The organism is Bacteroidota bacterium, from assembly GCA_016722375.1.
Classification (GTDB): domain Bacteria; phylum Bacteroidota; class Bacteroidia; order Chitinophagales; family LD1; genus Bog-950.
Window position 1 is genome coordinate 214961 of the sequence record JADKJG010000005.1, and the last position, 15894, is coordinate 230854.

Below are 15894 nucleotides of genomic sequence, written 5' to 3' on the forward strand. Positions count from 1 at the left end.
ATTTGAGATGGAATAATTATAGGAAGATACTTTTAGAGAGAAGCAAAAAATTATAAAATCATGTCCAAAGACCCCTATCAGATAAAAAGATCTCTGACTACCCAAAATGGCGATTTTCATTATTACAGTCTTCCCGAATTAGAAAAGCAGGGTTTTGCAATTCAGAAGTTGCCTTTTTCTATTCGTATATTGTTAGAGAATACTTTGCGCAACTACGATGGCTTTTCAGTCACCAAAGAAAACATTGAAACCTTGTTGCATTGGGATCCGAAAGGTTCTGATAAGGATATTCCGTTTAAGCCTGCTCGTGTGTTGATGCAGGATTTTACGGGGGTTCCTGCGGTGGTGGACATTGCCGCACTCCGTGCAGAAGTGGCGAGAAAAGGTAAAGACCCCAATACTATTAATCCGCTTATCCCGGTTGATTTAGTGATAGACCACTCGGTGCAGGTAGATTATTTCGGAACAGAATATTCCTACAAGCGAAATATGGATGAAGAATACCATCGCAATAAGGAGCGCTATCAGTTTCTGAAATGGGCACAAAATTCTTTCGATAATTTTACGGTAGTACCTCCCGGAATGGGTATTTGTCATCAGGTAAATCTGGAATACCTATCGAAAGGGGTTATAGAAAGAAACGGAGAAGTTTTTCCCGACAGTTTGGTTGGAACTGACAGCCACACTCCTATGGTTAACGGTATTGGTGTGATGGCTTGGGGCGTTGGCGGCATCGAAGCCGAAGCGGCCATTTTGGGACAACCGCTCTATTTCATAATGCCCGAAGTAATAGGATTAAAACTTACCGGCAAACTTCCGGTGGGTTCTACGGCCACCGACTTAGTATTAACAATTGCCGATTTACTTAGAAAGCGCGGTGTGGTAGGAAAGTTTGTCGAGGTGTTTGGATCTGGCTTGAACCATCTTTCAGTTCCCGACCGGGCAACCATCGGAAACATGTCGCCTGAGTTTGGATGTACCATTACTTACTTTCCGATAGACGATAAGACTTTAGAGTATATGCGGAAAAGTAATCGCTCTGAAGAACAAATTGCTTTAGTCGAAACCTATTGCAAAACAAACATGTTGTGGCGGGAGCATGAAGACAGAATTACCTATACCGATGTGCTAGAATTGGATATTTCTACCGTTGTACCCACGGTGGCAGGCCCCAAGCGGCCACAGGATAAAATTCTGTTGAAAGATTTTAAAAACAAATTCATTGATCTGTTGGATAAATCATTCGGCAGAACTTATCGGGCAAAAGATGTGCGAGAGATTCAAAAGTCTATTACACGATTTGAAGGCGAAGGAGGCAATCAGGCTCAGTATGGACATAGCGATAAAGCACTATTGCAAGATGTAAAACTGGATAAATCCAACAGTTTAAAATCTGTTTGGATTACGCGAGGGCAACAACAATTTTTGCTTTCAGACGGAGATGTGGCGATCGCAGCTATTACTTCCTGTACTAATACCTCCAATCCGTTTGTGATGGTTGGAGCCGGATTGGTAGCCCGGAAAGCCAGAGAGCACGGCATAAACATAAAACCTTGGGTGAAAACTTCCCTCGCTCCGGGTTCTAAAGTAGTAACTGACTATTTAGAGAAAGCAGATTTGATGAAGGACTTGGAGGCACTGCAATTTCATTTGGTGGGTTATGGCTGTACTTCATGTATCGGAAATTCCGGTCCTTTACTTCCGGATATTGCAATGGCAGTTGATGAGTATAATTTAGTAGTTACTTCCGTTCTTTCGGGAAATAGAAACTTTGAAGCTCGGATTCATCCTCAGGTGAAAATGAATTTCTTGATGTCCCCTATGTTGGTGGTCGCTTATGCTATAGCCGGTAGGGTGGATATAGATTTGATTCACGAGCCGATAAGCCATGATTCTAACCAAGAGCCGGTTTATCTAAAAGATATATGGCCTTCGGATGATGAAATCAATGAAATATTAAATCGTGTTTTATCGCCGGAGGATTTCGCAAAAAATTACGGAGAAATATTTGAAGGAAACGAAATCTGGAGAAACTTAGAGGTTCCCACCGGCAAGTTGTATGAATGGGATTCGGATTCTACCTACATCAAAGAAATCCCATTCTTCCATGGTATTTCTGAAAGCGTTGGGCCTTTGGAGGATATTAAAAATGCCCGGGCGCTATTGGTGTTGGGAGACAGCGTGACCACCGACCATATCTCACCTGCCGGCGCATTTAGTGAGCACTCCTCGTCCGGCGAGTATTTATTAAAACGCGGAGTTAAAAAAGAGAATTTTAATTCCTATGGATCGCGCAGGGGAAATGACGAAGTGATGGTGCGTGGAACTTTTGCCAATGTGCGCATCAAAAATAAACTGGCAGAAAAGGAAGGCGGTTATACTAATCATTTGCCTTCGGGAAAAGAGATGACCGTTTACGATGCTTCCTTAAAATACAAGGAAGACAAGACTCCTTTATTGGTTTTGGCAGGAAAGGAATATGGTAGTGGCTCCTCCCGCGATTGGGCGGCAAAGGGTACCTTCCTGTTGGGGGTTAAATGTGTATTGGCCGAAAGTTACGAGCGTATTCACCGAAGTAACTTAGTAGGCCTGGGTGTGTTGCCGCTTCAATATAAAGAGGGAGATACTGCCGAAAGTTTAGGACTTACAGGTAAAGAAGTTTTTACAATGACCGGCATAGCTCAAAATATCAAACCTTTAAAGGAAATTCAGGTCATTGCTAAAGATGAATCGGGAAAGGAAATAAAATTCAATGTGCTTGCCAGACTCGACTCATTGATAGAAATTGAATATTACCGCAATGGAGGAATTTTACAATACGTACTGCGGCAATTTCTAGATAAATAAGGAGCAGGAAAGTAGTGACTGAAAATAATTTCTATCTATTAGTTAAACACTTAAAAACCAACTATTATGTCAATATCAAACGCACAAGCACAATGGACCGGAAAGATCAAAGATGGACGTGGTACTATGAAATTCACAGGTTACGAAGGCGCTTACACCTTCTCCTCTCGATTTGAAGGAGGTAAAGGCACTAATCCTGAAGAGTTAGTTGGTGCTGCCCATGCCGGATGCTTTTCCATGTACCTGTCACTGTTACTCACCGAGGAAGGGCTGAGCCCAGAAAGCATTGATACTAATGCTCAAGTGACGATTGCTAAGGATGACTCCGGTCCTCACATTACTGAAATAAAACTGAATTGTAAGGTAAAGTGTGAGGGGCTGGACGAGGGAAAGTTGAAGAAACTGGCAGCAATTACCAAAGAAAAATGTCCAGTTTCAAGGTTGTACGCAGGAGGAACCGCCAAAATTTCGGCTGATGCTCAGTTAAGCTAAGTAAACCTAGCTTATTGTTCAATACGAAACAAGAAATAAGATGAAATCGCAAGCTATTACCCAACTCGTTTACTGAGAGAAAGTGAACATTATCAGAACGGAGGGGTTTTGCGATACATACTGTAGGAATCTTTAGAAAGATGGAATGAATACCTTTTGAAAGAGTAGGATTTTTTAAATGAGTCGTGATTTATACATACTGTCGGTTTTTGTCCATGTGATCTCTGCCTGTGCATGGTTAGGTGGTATGTTGTTTTTAATACTGGCTTTTATACCGGGGGTTAAAAACCATCCAGATAAAGTAGACTTAATTTTCGCTGTATCACTTAAATACAGAACAGTTGGTGTCGTGGCGCTCATTCTTTTATTCATTACCGGATTTGTTCAGCTCGAATTCAGAGGAGTGCAGTGGAATGTAGATTATCTTACCACCAATTCTTTTGGCAAAGTGGCATCGCTTAAAATCCTTGTCTTTATTGCTATAGCCTTAATTAGCGTTATACACGATTATTATCTGGGTACTCGCGCTATTGATGCTTGGAAAAATCGACCTGAACATACGGAAACTATTCGATTGCGAACCTTATCCCGATTATTGGGTAGAGTGAGTTTTGCACTTGCCTTATTGGCCGTTTTATTGGGAGTAATTTTGTCAAGAGGATGGTAAAATATTAATCTAAAAAATAAAAAAGCACATCATGGAAAACGAAAGCTTATATCCAAAAACAACAAAAGAACTAGCAGATAAAAAAGCTGCATTAGCCCCTGAAAACTTAGAGGCTTGGAGAAACTTTAGCAAGACTGTATTTAAAGAAGGCGCTCTTCCTGAAAAAACTAAGCAACTCATCGCGGTAGCAGTGGCACACGTTACTCAGTGTCCTTACTGCATTCGAGCGCATACGAAACAGGCGATGCGCAAGGGGGCGAGCAAGGAAGAAATTATGGAAGCAATATGGGTTGCCTCTGAGATGCGCGCAGGTGCGGCCTATGCTCATGCAACCATTGCGATGGATGAGATGGAGAAATAATGAAAATCAAGCAACATAGGAAGATTTGGACCATAGGGCACTCTACCCATGCCCTAGATGAATTTATAGCTATGCTTAAGTCATTTCAGGTGCAAGTGGTGGCAGATATCAGAAGCTTTCCCGGCTCAAGAAAATTTCCTCAATTCAATAAAGAAGCACTGGAAATTTCTTTACCTCAACACAGCCTCCAATATCTGCATTTTAAAAATCTTGGCGGAAGAAGAAAGGTCAACCCTAATTCGAAAAATACCTCTTGGCATCACCCCTCCTTTCGTGGTTATGCAGATTTTATGGAAACGGAGGCCTTTAAAGAAGGAATAAAAGAATTAGAACAGATAGCTTCTGCTCAACGCACTGCCTATATGTGTTCCGAAGCAGTGTGGTGGCGCTGCCATCGTTCTATGGTATCTGATTACTTGAAAGCAAAAGGTTGGGATGTCATGCATATTATGGGTATTGGAAAAGCGGAAGAACACCCATATACACAACCGGCAAGAATCGTAGCCGGCGAGTTGACTTATCAAGTTGAAGAGAAAGAAAATAAAGACTGATGAAACTTTAAAAATCTACGCAATAGAAATTGGTCGAGAAAAAAATAGCAAATGAAATACCCATTTAAAATAGGCGATCATGTGAAATGGAACTCGGAGGCCGGATATGTATCAGGTAAAATCATAGAAGTACATACTGCTGACTTTGATTATAAAGGCTATATCCATCACGCCACTAAAGAGGACCCTCAATACGCCATAAAAAGCGACAAGACCGACCATGTTGCTGTGCATAAAGGGAGAGCACTTACAAAATTAAGCAGATAATTATTTCACTCTAAACACACAATCATGGAAATAAAGAAAAATGCCGCTACAGAATTAAGGCCAGAAGGAGCCCGAATAATAGATGCTCCATTGGTAAGTATATGTATTCCTGAATTTATAAAGCAATTAAAAGCTGAGGTTACATGGCGAACCGGCGATCGTAATGCTATTACGGTATTTAAAACAAACGGATTACGTATTGTATTGATTGCATTGCATGAAGAGGCATTACGACACCAAGGTATTAAGACAGGGAGATATGATTGCATTGCATGAAGGATTGCACCATAGTGTAAAGGCAATAAAAGAGTCTGTGTTTTTATTAACGCTTACTACATCTCTGGAGGCATAAGGTTTGTTTCAGAGTATATTTAGCAATACTCAATATCTATAGCTATGAAAAAACATATTGTAAACGTTCCGGGAACAGAAAATATAAGGCACAACGTAAATCTGTTTAAAGTAAACAAACCAGATGTATACGAATTCAAACCGAGGTATACTCCAGAAATTGCGCGTCAACAAAGAGAAAATAGTGGTAGAAAAGTTTTGACTATCTGCACATGCTAAGATAGTTCATGAGAATTTATAATGAAAAATGAAATGAATTATAGGATAAAATGGGATAATTTTTGTGGACTAGGTATGTTCTATTGCTTCTAATCTCCTAGCTAAATGGATATTTCAAAAGTGGATGTTATGGGTACTATTAGTTGTTTATTCTTAGATATCGGAGGCGTACTGCTTTCAAACGGATGGGGTCACGAATTCAGGCAGCGAGCTGCTAAGCATTTTAATCTGGATGCGGATAAAATGGAAGAATACCACGGTCGTCTGTTTGTTACGTATGAAGAAGGAAGGATTACGCTTGATGAATATCTTGATAGCGTTGTGTTTTATACAAAGCGGGATTTTACCCGCACCGGATTTAAAGACTTCATGTACTCTTTATCTACACCTGATTTAAAAATGATTGCTTTTATAAAGAAGATTAAGTTGCGATATGGACTAAAGATTATCGCAGTTAGCAATGAAGGAAGGGAACTAAATGCTTACCGAATAAGCACTTTCAAATTGAATGAAATATTTGACTTTTTTGTATCCTCCTGTTATGTTCATTTAAGAAAGCCAGATGCTGCGATTGTTCGACTTGCAATTGATTGCGCTCAGGTGCCGATAGAGGAAATTGTTTACATAGATGATGTCCAAAGGTTTGTAGATGTGGCGAAGGACATGGGGATTACCGGTATTCATCATACCGATTATCTATCAACATCGAAAGCGTTAGCAGATATGGGTCTTCCTGTTAAACAGAATGATATAGAATATACGCAACAGGATATAAAAGAAGAAACCTCAGCTCCTGCAGGAAGAAATACCTCTATAGGTATTGCGTCTGATCATGGAGGCTTTGATTTGAAAGTACAACTAGCGGCATTGCTCAAGTCTGCTGGTTATGAAGTAAAAGATTTCGGCGCGTATCAACTCAATACCGGTGATGATTATCCTGACTTTGTTATCCCGATGTCAAAAGCCTTGACTAATGGAGAAGTTACACGAGGCATAGCTATTTGTGGCAGCGGTGTTGGGGCTTGTATTGCTGCCAATAAAATTACCGGTGTTCGTTCAGCTTTGATTACCGACTCTTTCTCAGCTCACCAGGGAGTTGAGGATGACAATATGAATATAATGTGTTTAGGCGGCAACGTTACAGGGCCGGCATTAGCTTGGGAATTAGTGCAGATATTCATTAATGCCAATTTTAAAAATGAAGAACGATTCCTGCGACGCCTTAACAAAGTTGCTATACTGGAAATGAATAAAGATTAAATACTGGAAATGAACCGTCAAATATTAAGAGATACCATTGACCAACTGTTTACAGATGGCAAAGGATTGCTTGCAATGGATGAAAGTATCAGCACCTGTAACAAACGTTTTGCTGCAGCAGGTATTCCTCAAACAATTGAAATGAGGCGCAGTTATCGCGAACTGATTGTGACAACACCAGGCTTACATGAAAGTATTGGGGGTGCTATTTTATGTGATGAAACAATTCGTCAGCAAACCAAAGCTGGAATTTCTCTAATTGATGTTTTGATTAAAGCCGGTATTGTTTCGGGGATTAAGGTTGATATAGGCACCAACCCAATGGCCGGTTTCCCCAATGAAAAACTTACAGAAGGTCTGGATGGCCTGCGTGATCGTTTAGCCGAATATAAAAAGATGGGTGTCCGTTTTGCCAAATGGCGTGCAGTGATTAAGATTGAAAACAACATCCCAACTACAGCATGCATTGAGGCCAATGTGCATGCCTTATCGCGTTATGCAGCACTTTGCCAGGAAGTAAGCATTGTGCCGATTGTCGAACCCGAAGTACTGATGAGTGGGGGCCATACTATGCAGCGTTGTTATGATGTAACACAAAAGGTATTACAAAATCTTTTTTATCAGCTTTATCAGTTCAGAATTGATTTGAAGGGAATGATTTTAAAACCGAACATGGTAATTGTCGGAACAGAAAGTCATGCACAAAACAGCATTGATGAAGTTGCTGAAGCTACCTTTAATTGTTTCCTTGCATCAGTACCTGCTGCTGTGCCTGCTATAGCATTTTTATCTGGTGGCCAATCACCGGAAGAAGCTACTAGACACTTGAATGCCATAAATAAAAAATTTAAGGGTCGGCTACCATGGATAGTTAGCTTTTCGTTCGCAAGAGCCATTCAACAACCAGCGTTAGAAATATGGAGAGGGCAACAGTCCAATGTGGAGGAAGCTCAAAAATTATTATACCGACGTGCCAAATACGATGCTGCTGCGAGAAAAGGTGAATACAATACAGCATTGGGATGATTAGTTGTTTAACAAGTAAAATATATAGAACACGTTAAAATTATTGATATGAAACTTGAAACAGAAACAATTGAACAGCAAGGGATAAACACTGTTCGGATACTTGCGGCGGATGCTGTGCAAAAAGCAAATTCCGGTCATCCCGGGACGCCTATGGGACTTGCCCTGTTGGCCATGTTTTATGGGCTGAAATCATGAACTATAATCCCGAAAATCCAGGATGGGCAAATAGGGATCGCTTTATTTTATCCTGCGGTCATGCCTGTATGTTGCAGTATAGCTTCTTGTATTTAACGGGTTATCCCATCACACTGGATGATATTAAAGAATTTCGGCAATTGCACAGCAAAACAGCGGGACATCCTGAATACGGTTTGTTACCCGGCATTGAAGTAACGACCGGCCCGTTAGGGCAGGGATTCGCTAATGGCGTAGGATTTGCCATTGCACAGAAATATTTGGCGGCCCGATATAATAAACCGGGTTTTGATCTTTTTAATTATAAGGTTTATACTATTTGCAGTGATGGCGATATGATGGAAGGTATAAGTTCCGAAGCTGCTTCTATTGCCGGTCACCTTCAATTAGGCAACATAATTTATTTGTATGACGATAACCATATAAGTATTGAAGGCAATACAGATCTCACGTTCGATGAAGACGTAGCAGAGCGGTTTAAAGCCTATGGATGGCATGTGCAGGTGATTGAAGATGGCAATGATCTAAAGGCTTTATCAGTAGCAATTAAAAACGCACAAAAGGAAACAAGCCGTCCTTCCCTGATAAAGGTTCGTACTCATATTGGTTATGGCAGCCCCAACAAACAAGATACGGCCGCAGCACATGGTTCTGCCTTAGGCGAAGCAGAAGTGAAACTCGTGAAAGAGAATTTTGGGTTTGATCCTGATAAATATTTTGTTGTGCCCGACGAGGTATTAAATTATTACCGTGAAGCAGGGAAGAAAGGAATAGATATAGAAAAAGATTGGAATGATCTCTATAAGAGGTACAAAGAAAAATACACTGAGCTGGCTTATGAATATGAGTTGTTGAGCAACTGTAAATTGCCAGAAGGATGGAAAGAAAAGTTACCTGTATTTAAAGCGGGAGAAGAAATGGCGACGCGTAAAGCTTCTGGCAAAGTGTTAAATGCAATTGCTGATTATTTGCCAAATTTAATAGGAGGCTCGGCAGATCTTGCCCCTTCTACTGACACCAACCTGGAGAAATACAGATCATTTTCAGCAACAAATTATGATGGTCGTAATTTTCACTTTGGTATTAGGGAAAACGCTATGGGTGCTATCTTAAATGGATTAGCACTTAGTAAATATATCATTCCTTACAGTGCTACATTCTTAGTGTTTTCGGATTACATGCGGCCACCTATCCGGCTCGCAGCAATTATGAAAATACGAACCATATATATTTTTACGCACGACAGTATAGCATTAGGAGAAGACGGTACCACCCACCAACCCATAGAACAACTCATCGGTTTACGTTCTGTTCCCAACCTAACAGTGATTCGCCCAGCAGACGCTAACGAAACCGTACAAGCGTGGCGAGTGGCGATTGAGCATTCCGGTGGGCCGGTCGCGTTAATTTTAACCCGTCAGAAAATTCCGGTAATTGATCAGGAAAAATATACAAACGCCATTGAATTGGAAAAAGGGGCTTACATTCTTTCGGAATCAAAAACACAGCCGGATGTTATTTTAATTGGTACAGGCTCAGAAGTGCAGTTGCTGCTTGCAGCTCAGCAAAAATTAAATGAACAAAACGTAGCCGCACGTGTGGTAAGTATGCCATCGTGGGAATTATTTGAAAAACAGGATAAGTCTTATAAAGAAAAAATATTTCCTACAACATTACGGAAACGATTGGCGGTAGAAGCCGGATTGTCATTGGGCTGGCTCAAATATGTAACAGACGAAGGCGATGTCATAGGCGTCGATAGATTTGGAGAATCTGCTCCGGGAGAAGAAGTGATGAAAGAATTTGGCTTTACTATAGAAAATGTAGTAAAGAGAGCCAAAGCTCTGATATCATACGGCATAAGCGAAGGACTTTAAATGAATATTAACTTAAAACCAAAAAAATGAAAAATGCTAACATCGGAATTTCCGAAAAAAACAGACAAATAATTACTGAACAGTTATCAAAAATACTAGCAGATGAATTTGTGCTATATTCCAAAACACTCAATGCACATTGGAATATTGAAGGTCCAGATTTTCATGCTGTACACTTGTATCTGGAAACGCTCTATAACCAGCAACAAGAAATTGTTGACACTGTAGCCGAAAGGATACGTGCCCTAGGGCATTACGTGCCGGCAGAACTTAATAAATACCTGGCACTTACCCATCTGTCTGAAAAGGCCTCTAATAAGAATGATAGTCAAACTCTTTTTGCGGAGTTATTAATGGATCACGAAAGTATTATTGTTTTTATTAGAGAAAATATAAAACCGATTGCAGATAAGCTAAAGGCCGAAGGGATCAGTGACTACATTACTGGATTGATGGAGCGCCATGAAAAAACGGCTTGGATGCTTCGGGCTCACTTAAGCTAGAGAATAGTTGACCTTGCTTTGAAAATATTTCCTTAGACTGGAATACGGGTATACAGTTGAACAAAAATTATTTATCACAGAGCCAAACAAGCTTATAAATATTCACACAAACTAAAATCCATCATTATGACAAAGATTAATATTAAACTGAAAAGTAAAAAAGAAGTGGCCTCCGGTACGATGGCATTTCATTTTAATAAACCGACGGGGTTTACATTTAAGTCAGGTCAGTTTGCTGATTACACACTGATTAACCCATCTGAGACAGATGCAGAAGGGGATACAAGAGGTTTTTCTCTAGGCGCACCTTATGAAGAGGATATCATATTTACCACGAGAATGCGTGATACTGCTTTCAAACGAAACCTAACAAAGATGGCCATAGGCACAGAAGTAATCTTTGATGGTGCTTATGGGTCTTTTACTCTTCAAAACAACACTAAAGTTCCTGCTGTTTTTCTTTCCGGTGGTGTTGGCATTACTCCTGTAAGAAGCATTATTTTACAAGCGACACACGAAAAACCGCACACAGAATTTTTCTTTTTTACGCTAATAAAACACCTAACGATGCGGCTTACTTGGATGAGTTGATAGCAGCTCAGAAAGAAAATGGCAACTTTAAGCTAGTTGCATCAATGACTGACATTGATGGCTCTAATGACTGGAAAGGCGAAACGGGTTTTTTTACAAAAGAGATGTTGCAAAAATACATTGGCGACCTGTCCCAGCCAATCTACTACATATCAGGTCCACCGTCAATGGTAACGTCTATTCGCAAAACGCTTAATGAAGCAGGTGTAGATGATGATAATATTCGTACAGAAGAATTTTCGGGTTATTAGTAAAAGGAATTCACGAATACGCTGATTATATAAATGATTCAATCACACAAAATATTATACAAAGTGAATGTGCTAATCAAATTACTGGAATACGGCCAGAGTTATTGGCTGGATAATTTAACAAGAGGTAAAATCGCCTCTGGTGAATTAAAAAAAAGAGTGGACGAGCAAGGGCTGAGAGGAATAACTTCAAACCCAAGCATTTTTAATAAGGCTATTACAAGTGGGTCAGATTATGATGCTCAAATTTCCAAGTTGGTAAAAGAAGGCAAAAACCCTTCGCAAATTTATGATGCACTTACTGTAAAAGACGTTCAGGATGCTTGTGACATCCTGAATCCTGTGTATGAACAATCAGAGGGTGCCGATGGCTTTGTAAGTCTTGAAGTACCTCCTTTTCTCGCGCGAGATACAGAGGGTACAATGAAAGAAGTTCGCAGATTATTTGGTGCAGTTGGAAAACAAAACTGTCAAATTAAAATTCCCGGAACAAAGGAAGGTATTCCTGCTATCGAACAAATGCTTTACGAAGGAATCAACATCAACATAACATTGCTTTTTTCAGTTGAGCGATACGTTGAAGTGGCACAAGCATACATCAATGCCATGACACGAAGGATCGCGGAAGGCAAACCCGTGAATCATATTATTTCAGTGGCGAGTGTTTTCATCAGTAGGATTGATGTACTTACAGACCAACTACTCGATCAGTATATTAGTGCTTCCGAAGAAAATAAAGATACAGACCAAACATTTCTATTATCGGGTAGGGCAGGAATTGCCACCGCATGTTTATGTTATCAACAATTTAAGGAAATATTCAGTGATAATAAGTGGAAAAAATTAGAAGAAAAAGGGGCTCATGTACAGCGGCCTTTGTGGGCAAGTACTAGCAACAAAAATCCACTCTACGATGATCTCCGCTACGTTGAAGCACTGATTGGTGAAAACACAATAAATACGTTACCTGACAAAACAATTACAGCATTTGCCAGCTATGGAAAGTTAAGGAAAGATGCCATTGAGCAAGACCTCGAGCAAGCCAGTGAATTGTTTGATGAACTAAATAAAATGGATCTTGATATTTCATTAATTACACAACAACTAGAAAATGAGGGCATTCGGAAATTTATTGAAGATTATAATAAATTAATCAGTAACTTGGCAGATAAAAGAATGAGAATATTGGGGATGAAGTATCTCCGCAGCAGATTAGTAGTGGTAAACAGGATGCTGAGGTAAAAGCCGCTTATGCATCAATAGATGAAATGCAAATAGCAAGACTTCTGTTTGCTCAATATCCACAACTATGGAAAAAGGATGCGGAGCAAATAAAAAGTATCAGCGAGCGAATGGGATGGCTAACCTTACCTAATCATTCTACAAAGAGTGTAGAAGCTATCGTTGCTTTTGTAAAGACAGTTAAGGGGGAAGGTTATACCCATGCAGTATTGTTAGGCATGGGTGGAAGCAGTTTATGTTCGGAAGTAGCGCGTCAAACATATGCTACCACTGATGGATACCTTCAATTATGGGTATTGGATAACACAGATCCTTCTGCCATACTAGATATAGAAAGTAAGATTGACCTTGAAAAAACACTATTTATTGTTGCCAGCAAATCAGGAAAAACCCAAGAAACGCTAAGTTTCTTTCATTATTTCTATCGGCAATTGGAAACTAGAAAGAAAGCCAAACCCGGCAATAATTTTATAGCTATTACAGACCATGATACTCCATTGGTTAAAGTGGCTAAAGAATTTAAGTTTAGAAAAGTTTTCATTAATCCCCCGGATCTCGGAGGACGTTATTCCGTCTTGTCTGATTTTGGTTTGGTACCAATGGCATTGATGGGAATTGATATCAAAGCTATTTTATCAAGCGCCGAACAAATGCAGAACAGTTGTGATGCTGTTCCCTCGGCAAGCAACCCAGGAATTAGTTTAGGAATTGTTCTGGGTGTTTGCCAAAAAAATGGTCGTGATAAAGTAACATTTATCCTATCCTCTTCTATCACATCTTTTGGTTATTGGGTAGAACAATTACTCGCGGAAAGCACCGGCAAAGAAGGTAAAGGGTTAATTCCTGTACATGGAGAAACCATTGCTGATCCAGAATATTATGGTAAGGACAGGATATTTATACATATGTATCTCCCTGCTGATAATAATATCGCAGATGATAAAAAAATAAAAGCACTCGAAGAAGCGGAATATCCTGTTGTAAGAATCAAAGTGGAAAATAAAATAGCTTTGGGAGGAGAATATTATCGGTGGGAAATTGCAACGGCTATTGCAGCGGTTATCATGGGCATTAATCCGTTTGACCAACCAAATGTTGAGGAAAGTAAAAAACACACAGGTCAATTGCTTGAAGCGTGGAGCAAGGATGGGGATTTCAAAATTTCGCAGCCACTTTTAAATGTAGAGGATATTTCCCTTTACGGTGGCAAAAGGACGGAACAGCTTGCTTTAGGTCATTACAAAACGGCAGGAGCTGCGGTAAATGGATTTACTGCGATGGCAAAACCAAACGACTATATAGCTTTGTTGCCTTATTTCATGATAACAAATCAACGCACAAAGATTTTGCAAGCATGGAGACAACTGATGCGAGATGAGCTTAAGATTGCTACTACATTATTGAATGGGCCGCGCTATCTTCACTCTACTGGCCAACTACACAAGGGCGGCCCGGATACGGGGCTGTATATTATATTGATTGGTGATGAGGAAAAGGACTTGGCCATTGCCGGAGAAGAATTTGGTTTTGCCACTTTGCACAAAGCACAGGCGCTTGGCGACTTCCGCTCACTTGATGACAAGGGGCGAAGAGTTATACGAATACATTTGGACAAAAACATTGATCAAGGCCTCAATAAATTGTTTCAATCTGTCAAGGATGCCAAGCAGCATCAATCTCAGAAGCAGTAATGTGATCGCCTATTTTCTCATTGTATTATAGCTCATCGCAAAGAACAATCGGTTTCGGAGAAATAAATGGAATAATAAATATGAAAGACACAAAATTTGACTACGGAATGATTGGCCTTGGTACTATGGGACGTAATCTGGCATACAACATGAGCGATCATGGATATACTGTCATTGGTTTTGATAAAAATAATACTCAGGTGGAAACACTTAAGAAAGAAGCTGATACGGAAAAGGTAGTTGCTACATCAAACCTGAATGAGTTTCTTAAAATGCTGAAGGCACCTAAGGTAATCATAATGCTTGTGCCTGCCGGGAAAATTGTGGATGAAGTTATCAATGAATTGACGCCGTTTTTATCAAAAAATGATCTGCTATTGGACTTTGGCAATTCACACTTTACGGATACCAACAGAAGGAATGAGCAATTGCAAGAATCAGGCATTCACTTTATGGGCGTTGGCATTTCTGGAGGGGAGTTAGGTGCCCGTCACGGACCAAGCATTATGCCAGGGGGACCAAGAAAAGTGTATGAGCGCGTAGCTCAAATGTTGGAAGCTGTTTCTGCCAAAGCGAATAATGAACCATGTGTAACATGGTTGGGGCCTGGCGCCGCGGGACACTACGTAAAAATGGTGCACAACGGCATTGAATATGGATTGATGCAACTAATTGCCGAAGCTTATCACTTGTTGAAGGAGTGTGTGGATATGAGCAACGATGAGCTGTACACTGTTTTTTCAAAGTGGAATGAGGGTGAACTGCAGTCTTATCTAATAGAAATCACCGCAGATATTTTTACTCAAAAAGATGAGCTTAGCGATAGCCGGATCATTGACAAGATACTTGATAGTGCCAAACAAAAGGGTACGGGTGCCTGGACTTCTGAAGATGCAATGAATTTACAGGTACCTATTCCGGTTATTGATATTGCCGTTTCCATGCGGAATTTATCAGCTTATAAAAAAGAACGTCACGATGCACAGCAACAACTGAAAGGTCCTGAAACGAAATTTACCGGGGACAAAAATGAGCTGGTGAGATGGATGGAGCAGGCACTTTACTTTTCTATAATCACAACCTATGCACAGGGAATGGTACTTTTACAGGCAGCATCCCAGAAATATAAATACGACTTGAAATTAGACGATGTTGCTGCTATCTGGAGAGGTGGTTGTATTATCCGCGCATCTTTATTGGAAGACATTCGTTCTGCATTTTCGCAACATTCAGATTTGTCAAATCTTATATTGAGCGATGCTTTTTCAAGAAAGTTAATACAATCACAACAAGGAATTCGTAAAGTTATTCAAACAGCTGTTGAAACCGGAGTTCCTGTTCCTGCAATGATGGGAGCTTTAGCCTATTTCGACAGTTACAGGAGTGGATGGCTCCCCGCAAATTTAATACAAGCACAACGAGATGATTTTGGGGCTCATACTTATGAGCGAAATGATAGGGAAGGAGTTTTTCATACAAATTGGAATCAAAAAAAATAAA

General features: G+C 40.2%; 13 protein-coding genes and 3 pseudogenes. All 16 read left to right on the forward strand.

The window, feature by feature from the left end:
• Window positions 1-60 precede the first annotated feature (60 nt).
• The 16 genes and pseudogenes from acnA to gndA all read left to right on the forward strand — a co-directional run bounded on the left by acnA (window position 61) and on the right by gndA (window position 15893).
• Window positions 61-2847, forward strand: a complete 2787-nt coding sequence (gene acnA, locus IPP77_08320; protein ID MBL0309666.1) for an aconitate hydratase AcnA — start codon at window positions 61-63, stop codon at window positions 2845-2847.
• A 66-nt stretch (window positions 2848-2913) separates the two neighbouring features.
• A complete protein-coding gene (locus IPP77_08325; protein MBL0309667.1) occupies window positions 2914-3339 on the forward strand; it encodes an OsmC family peroxiredoxin in 426 nt (141 codons plus the stop codon).
• A gap of 178 nt (window positions 3340-3517) precedes the next feature.
• A complete protein-coding gene (locus tag IPP77_08330; protein MBL0309668.1) occupies window positions 3518-4006 on the forward strand; it encodes a hypothetical protein in 489 nt (162 codons plus the stop codon).
• Window positions 4007-4037: 31 nt separating this feature from the next.
• A complete protein-coding gene (locus tag IPP77_08335) occupies window positions 4038-4367 on the forward strand; it encodes a carboxymuconolactone decarboxylase family protein (GenBank protein ID MBL0309669.1) in 330 nt (109 codons plus the stop codon).
• A complete protein-coding gene (locus IPP77_08340) occupies window positions 4367-4918 on the forward strand; it encodes a DUF488 domain-containing protein (protein MBL0309670.1) in 552 nt (183 codons plus the stop codon). The genes IPP77_08335 and IPP77_08340 overlap by 1 nt, the downstream gene beginning before the upstream one ends.
• A 51-nt stretch (window positions 4919-4969) precedes the next feature.
• Window positions 4970-5185 (forward strand): DUF2945 domain-containing protein, encoded by a 216-nt coding sequence (locus IPP77_08345; protein ID MBL0309671.1) that lies wholly within the window; start codon window positions 4970-4972, stop codon window positions 5183-5185.
• A gap of 24 nt (window positions 5186-5209) precedes the next feature.
• Complete coding sequence (locus tag IPP77_08350) at window positions 5210-5461, forward strand: hypothetical protein (GenBank protein MBL0309672.1); 252 nt, start codon at window positions 5210-5212, stop codon at window positions 5459-5461.
• A 399-nt stretch (window positions 5462-5860) separates the two neighbouring features.
• Window positions 5861-6475 (forward strand): annotated as a pseudogene (locus tag IPP77_08355) (HAD-IA family hydrolase).
• Window positions 6476-6478: 3 nt separating this feature from the next.
• A complete protein-coding gene (locus IPP77_08360; protein MBL0309673.1) occupies window positions 6479-7015 on the forward strand; it encodes an RpiB/LacA/LacB family sugar-phosphate isomerase in 537 nt (178 codons plus the stop codon).
• Between the two features lie 9 nt (window positions 7016-7024).
• The gene (locus IPP77_08365; protein MBL0309674.1) at window positions 7025-8041 is read left to right on the forward strand and encodes a fructose-bisphosphate aldolase class I; all 1017 of its coding nucleotides are present in this window, start codon (window positions 7025-7027) and stop codon (window positions 8039-8041) included.
• Between the two features lie 48 nt (window positions 8042-8089).
• A pseudogene (tkt, locus tag IPP77_08370) lies at window positions 8090-10116 on the forward strand (transketolase).
• Between the two features lie 26 nt (window positions 10117-10142).
• A complete protein-coding gene (locus IPP77_08375; protein ID MBL0309675.1) occupies window positions 10143-10619 on the forward strand; it encodes a DNA starvation/stationary phase protection protein in 477 nt (158 codons plus the stop codon).
• 126 nt (window positions 10620-10745) lie between these two features.
• Window positions 10746-11461: pseudogene (locus tag IPP77_08380) on the forward strand (FAD-dependent oxidoreductase).
• A gap of 33 nt (window positions 11462-11494) precedes the next feature.
• Window positions 11495-12703, forward strand: coding sequence for a transaldolase (gene tal, locus IPP77_08385; protein MBL0309676.1), 1209 nt, complete (start codon window positions 11495-11497; stop codon window positions 12701-12703).
• A 26-nt stretch (window positions 12704-12729) separates the two neighbouring features.
• Window positions 12730-14394, forward strand: a complete 1665-nt coding sequence (locus tag IPP77_08390) for a hypothetical protein (GenBank protein ID MBL0309677.1) — start codon at window positions 12730-12732, stop codon at window positions 14392-14394.
• An 80-nt stretch (window positions 14395-14474) separates the two neighbouring features.
• Entirely contained in the window at window positions 14475-15893 is a 1419-nt protein-coding gene (gene gndA, locus IPP77_08395) for an NADP-dependent phosphogluconate dehydrogenase (GenBank protein ID MBL0309678.1), read from the forward strand.
• The last annotated feature ends 1 nt before the right edge of the window (window position 15894 follow it).

Coding starts and splice junctions, on each gene's coding strand:
- IPP77_08330 (MBL0309668.1), top strand. CDS start 3,518: ATGAGTCGTGATTTATACATACTGTCGGTTTTTGTCCATGTGATCTCT.
- tal (MBL0309676.1), top strand. CDS start 11,495: ATGATTCAATCACACAAAATATTATACAAAGTGAATGTGCTAATCAAA.
- acnA (MBL0309666.1), top strand. CDS start 61: ATGTCCAAAGACCCCTATCAGATAAAAAGATCTCTGACTACCCAAAAT.
- IPP77_08340 (MBL0309670.1), top strand. CDS start 4,367: ATGAAAATCAAGCAACATAGGAAGATTTGGACCATAGGGCACTCTACC.
- IPP77_08365 (MBL0309674.1), top strand. CDS start 7,025: ATGAACCGTCAAATATTAAGAGATACCATTGACCAACTGTTTACAGAT.
- IPP77_08335 (MBL0309669.1), top strand. CDS start 4,038: ATGGAAAACGAAAGCTTATATCCAAAAACAACAAAAGAACTAGCAGAT.
- IPP77_08350 (MBL0309672.1), top strand. CDS start 5,210: ATGGAAATAAAGAAAAATGCCGCTACAGAATTAAGGCCAGAAGGAGCC.
- IPP77_08325 (MBL0309667.1), top strand. CDS start 2,914: ATGTCAATATCAAACGCACAAGCACAATGGACCGGAAAGATCAAAGAT.
- IPP77_08390 (MBL0309677.1), top strand. CDS start 12,730: ATGCAAATAGCAAGACTTCTGTTTGCTCAATATCCACAACTATGGAAA.
- IPP77_08360 (MBL0309673.1), top strand. CDS start 6,479: ATGGGTCTTCCTGTTAAACAGAATGATATAGAATATACGCAACAGGAT.
- IPP77_08345 (MBL0309671.1), top strand. CDS start 4,970: ATGAAATACCCATTTAAAATAGGCGATCATGTGAAATGGAACTCGGAG.
- IPP77_08375 (MBL0309675.1), top strand. CDS start 10,143: ATGAAAAATGCTAACATCGGAATTTCCGAAAAAAACAGACAAATAATT.
- gndA (MBL0309678.1), top strand. CDS start 14,475: ATGAAAGACACAAAATTTGACTACGGAATGATTGGCCTTGGTACTATG.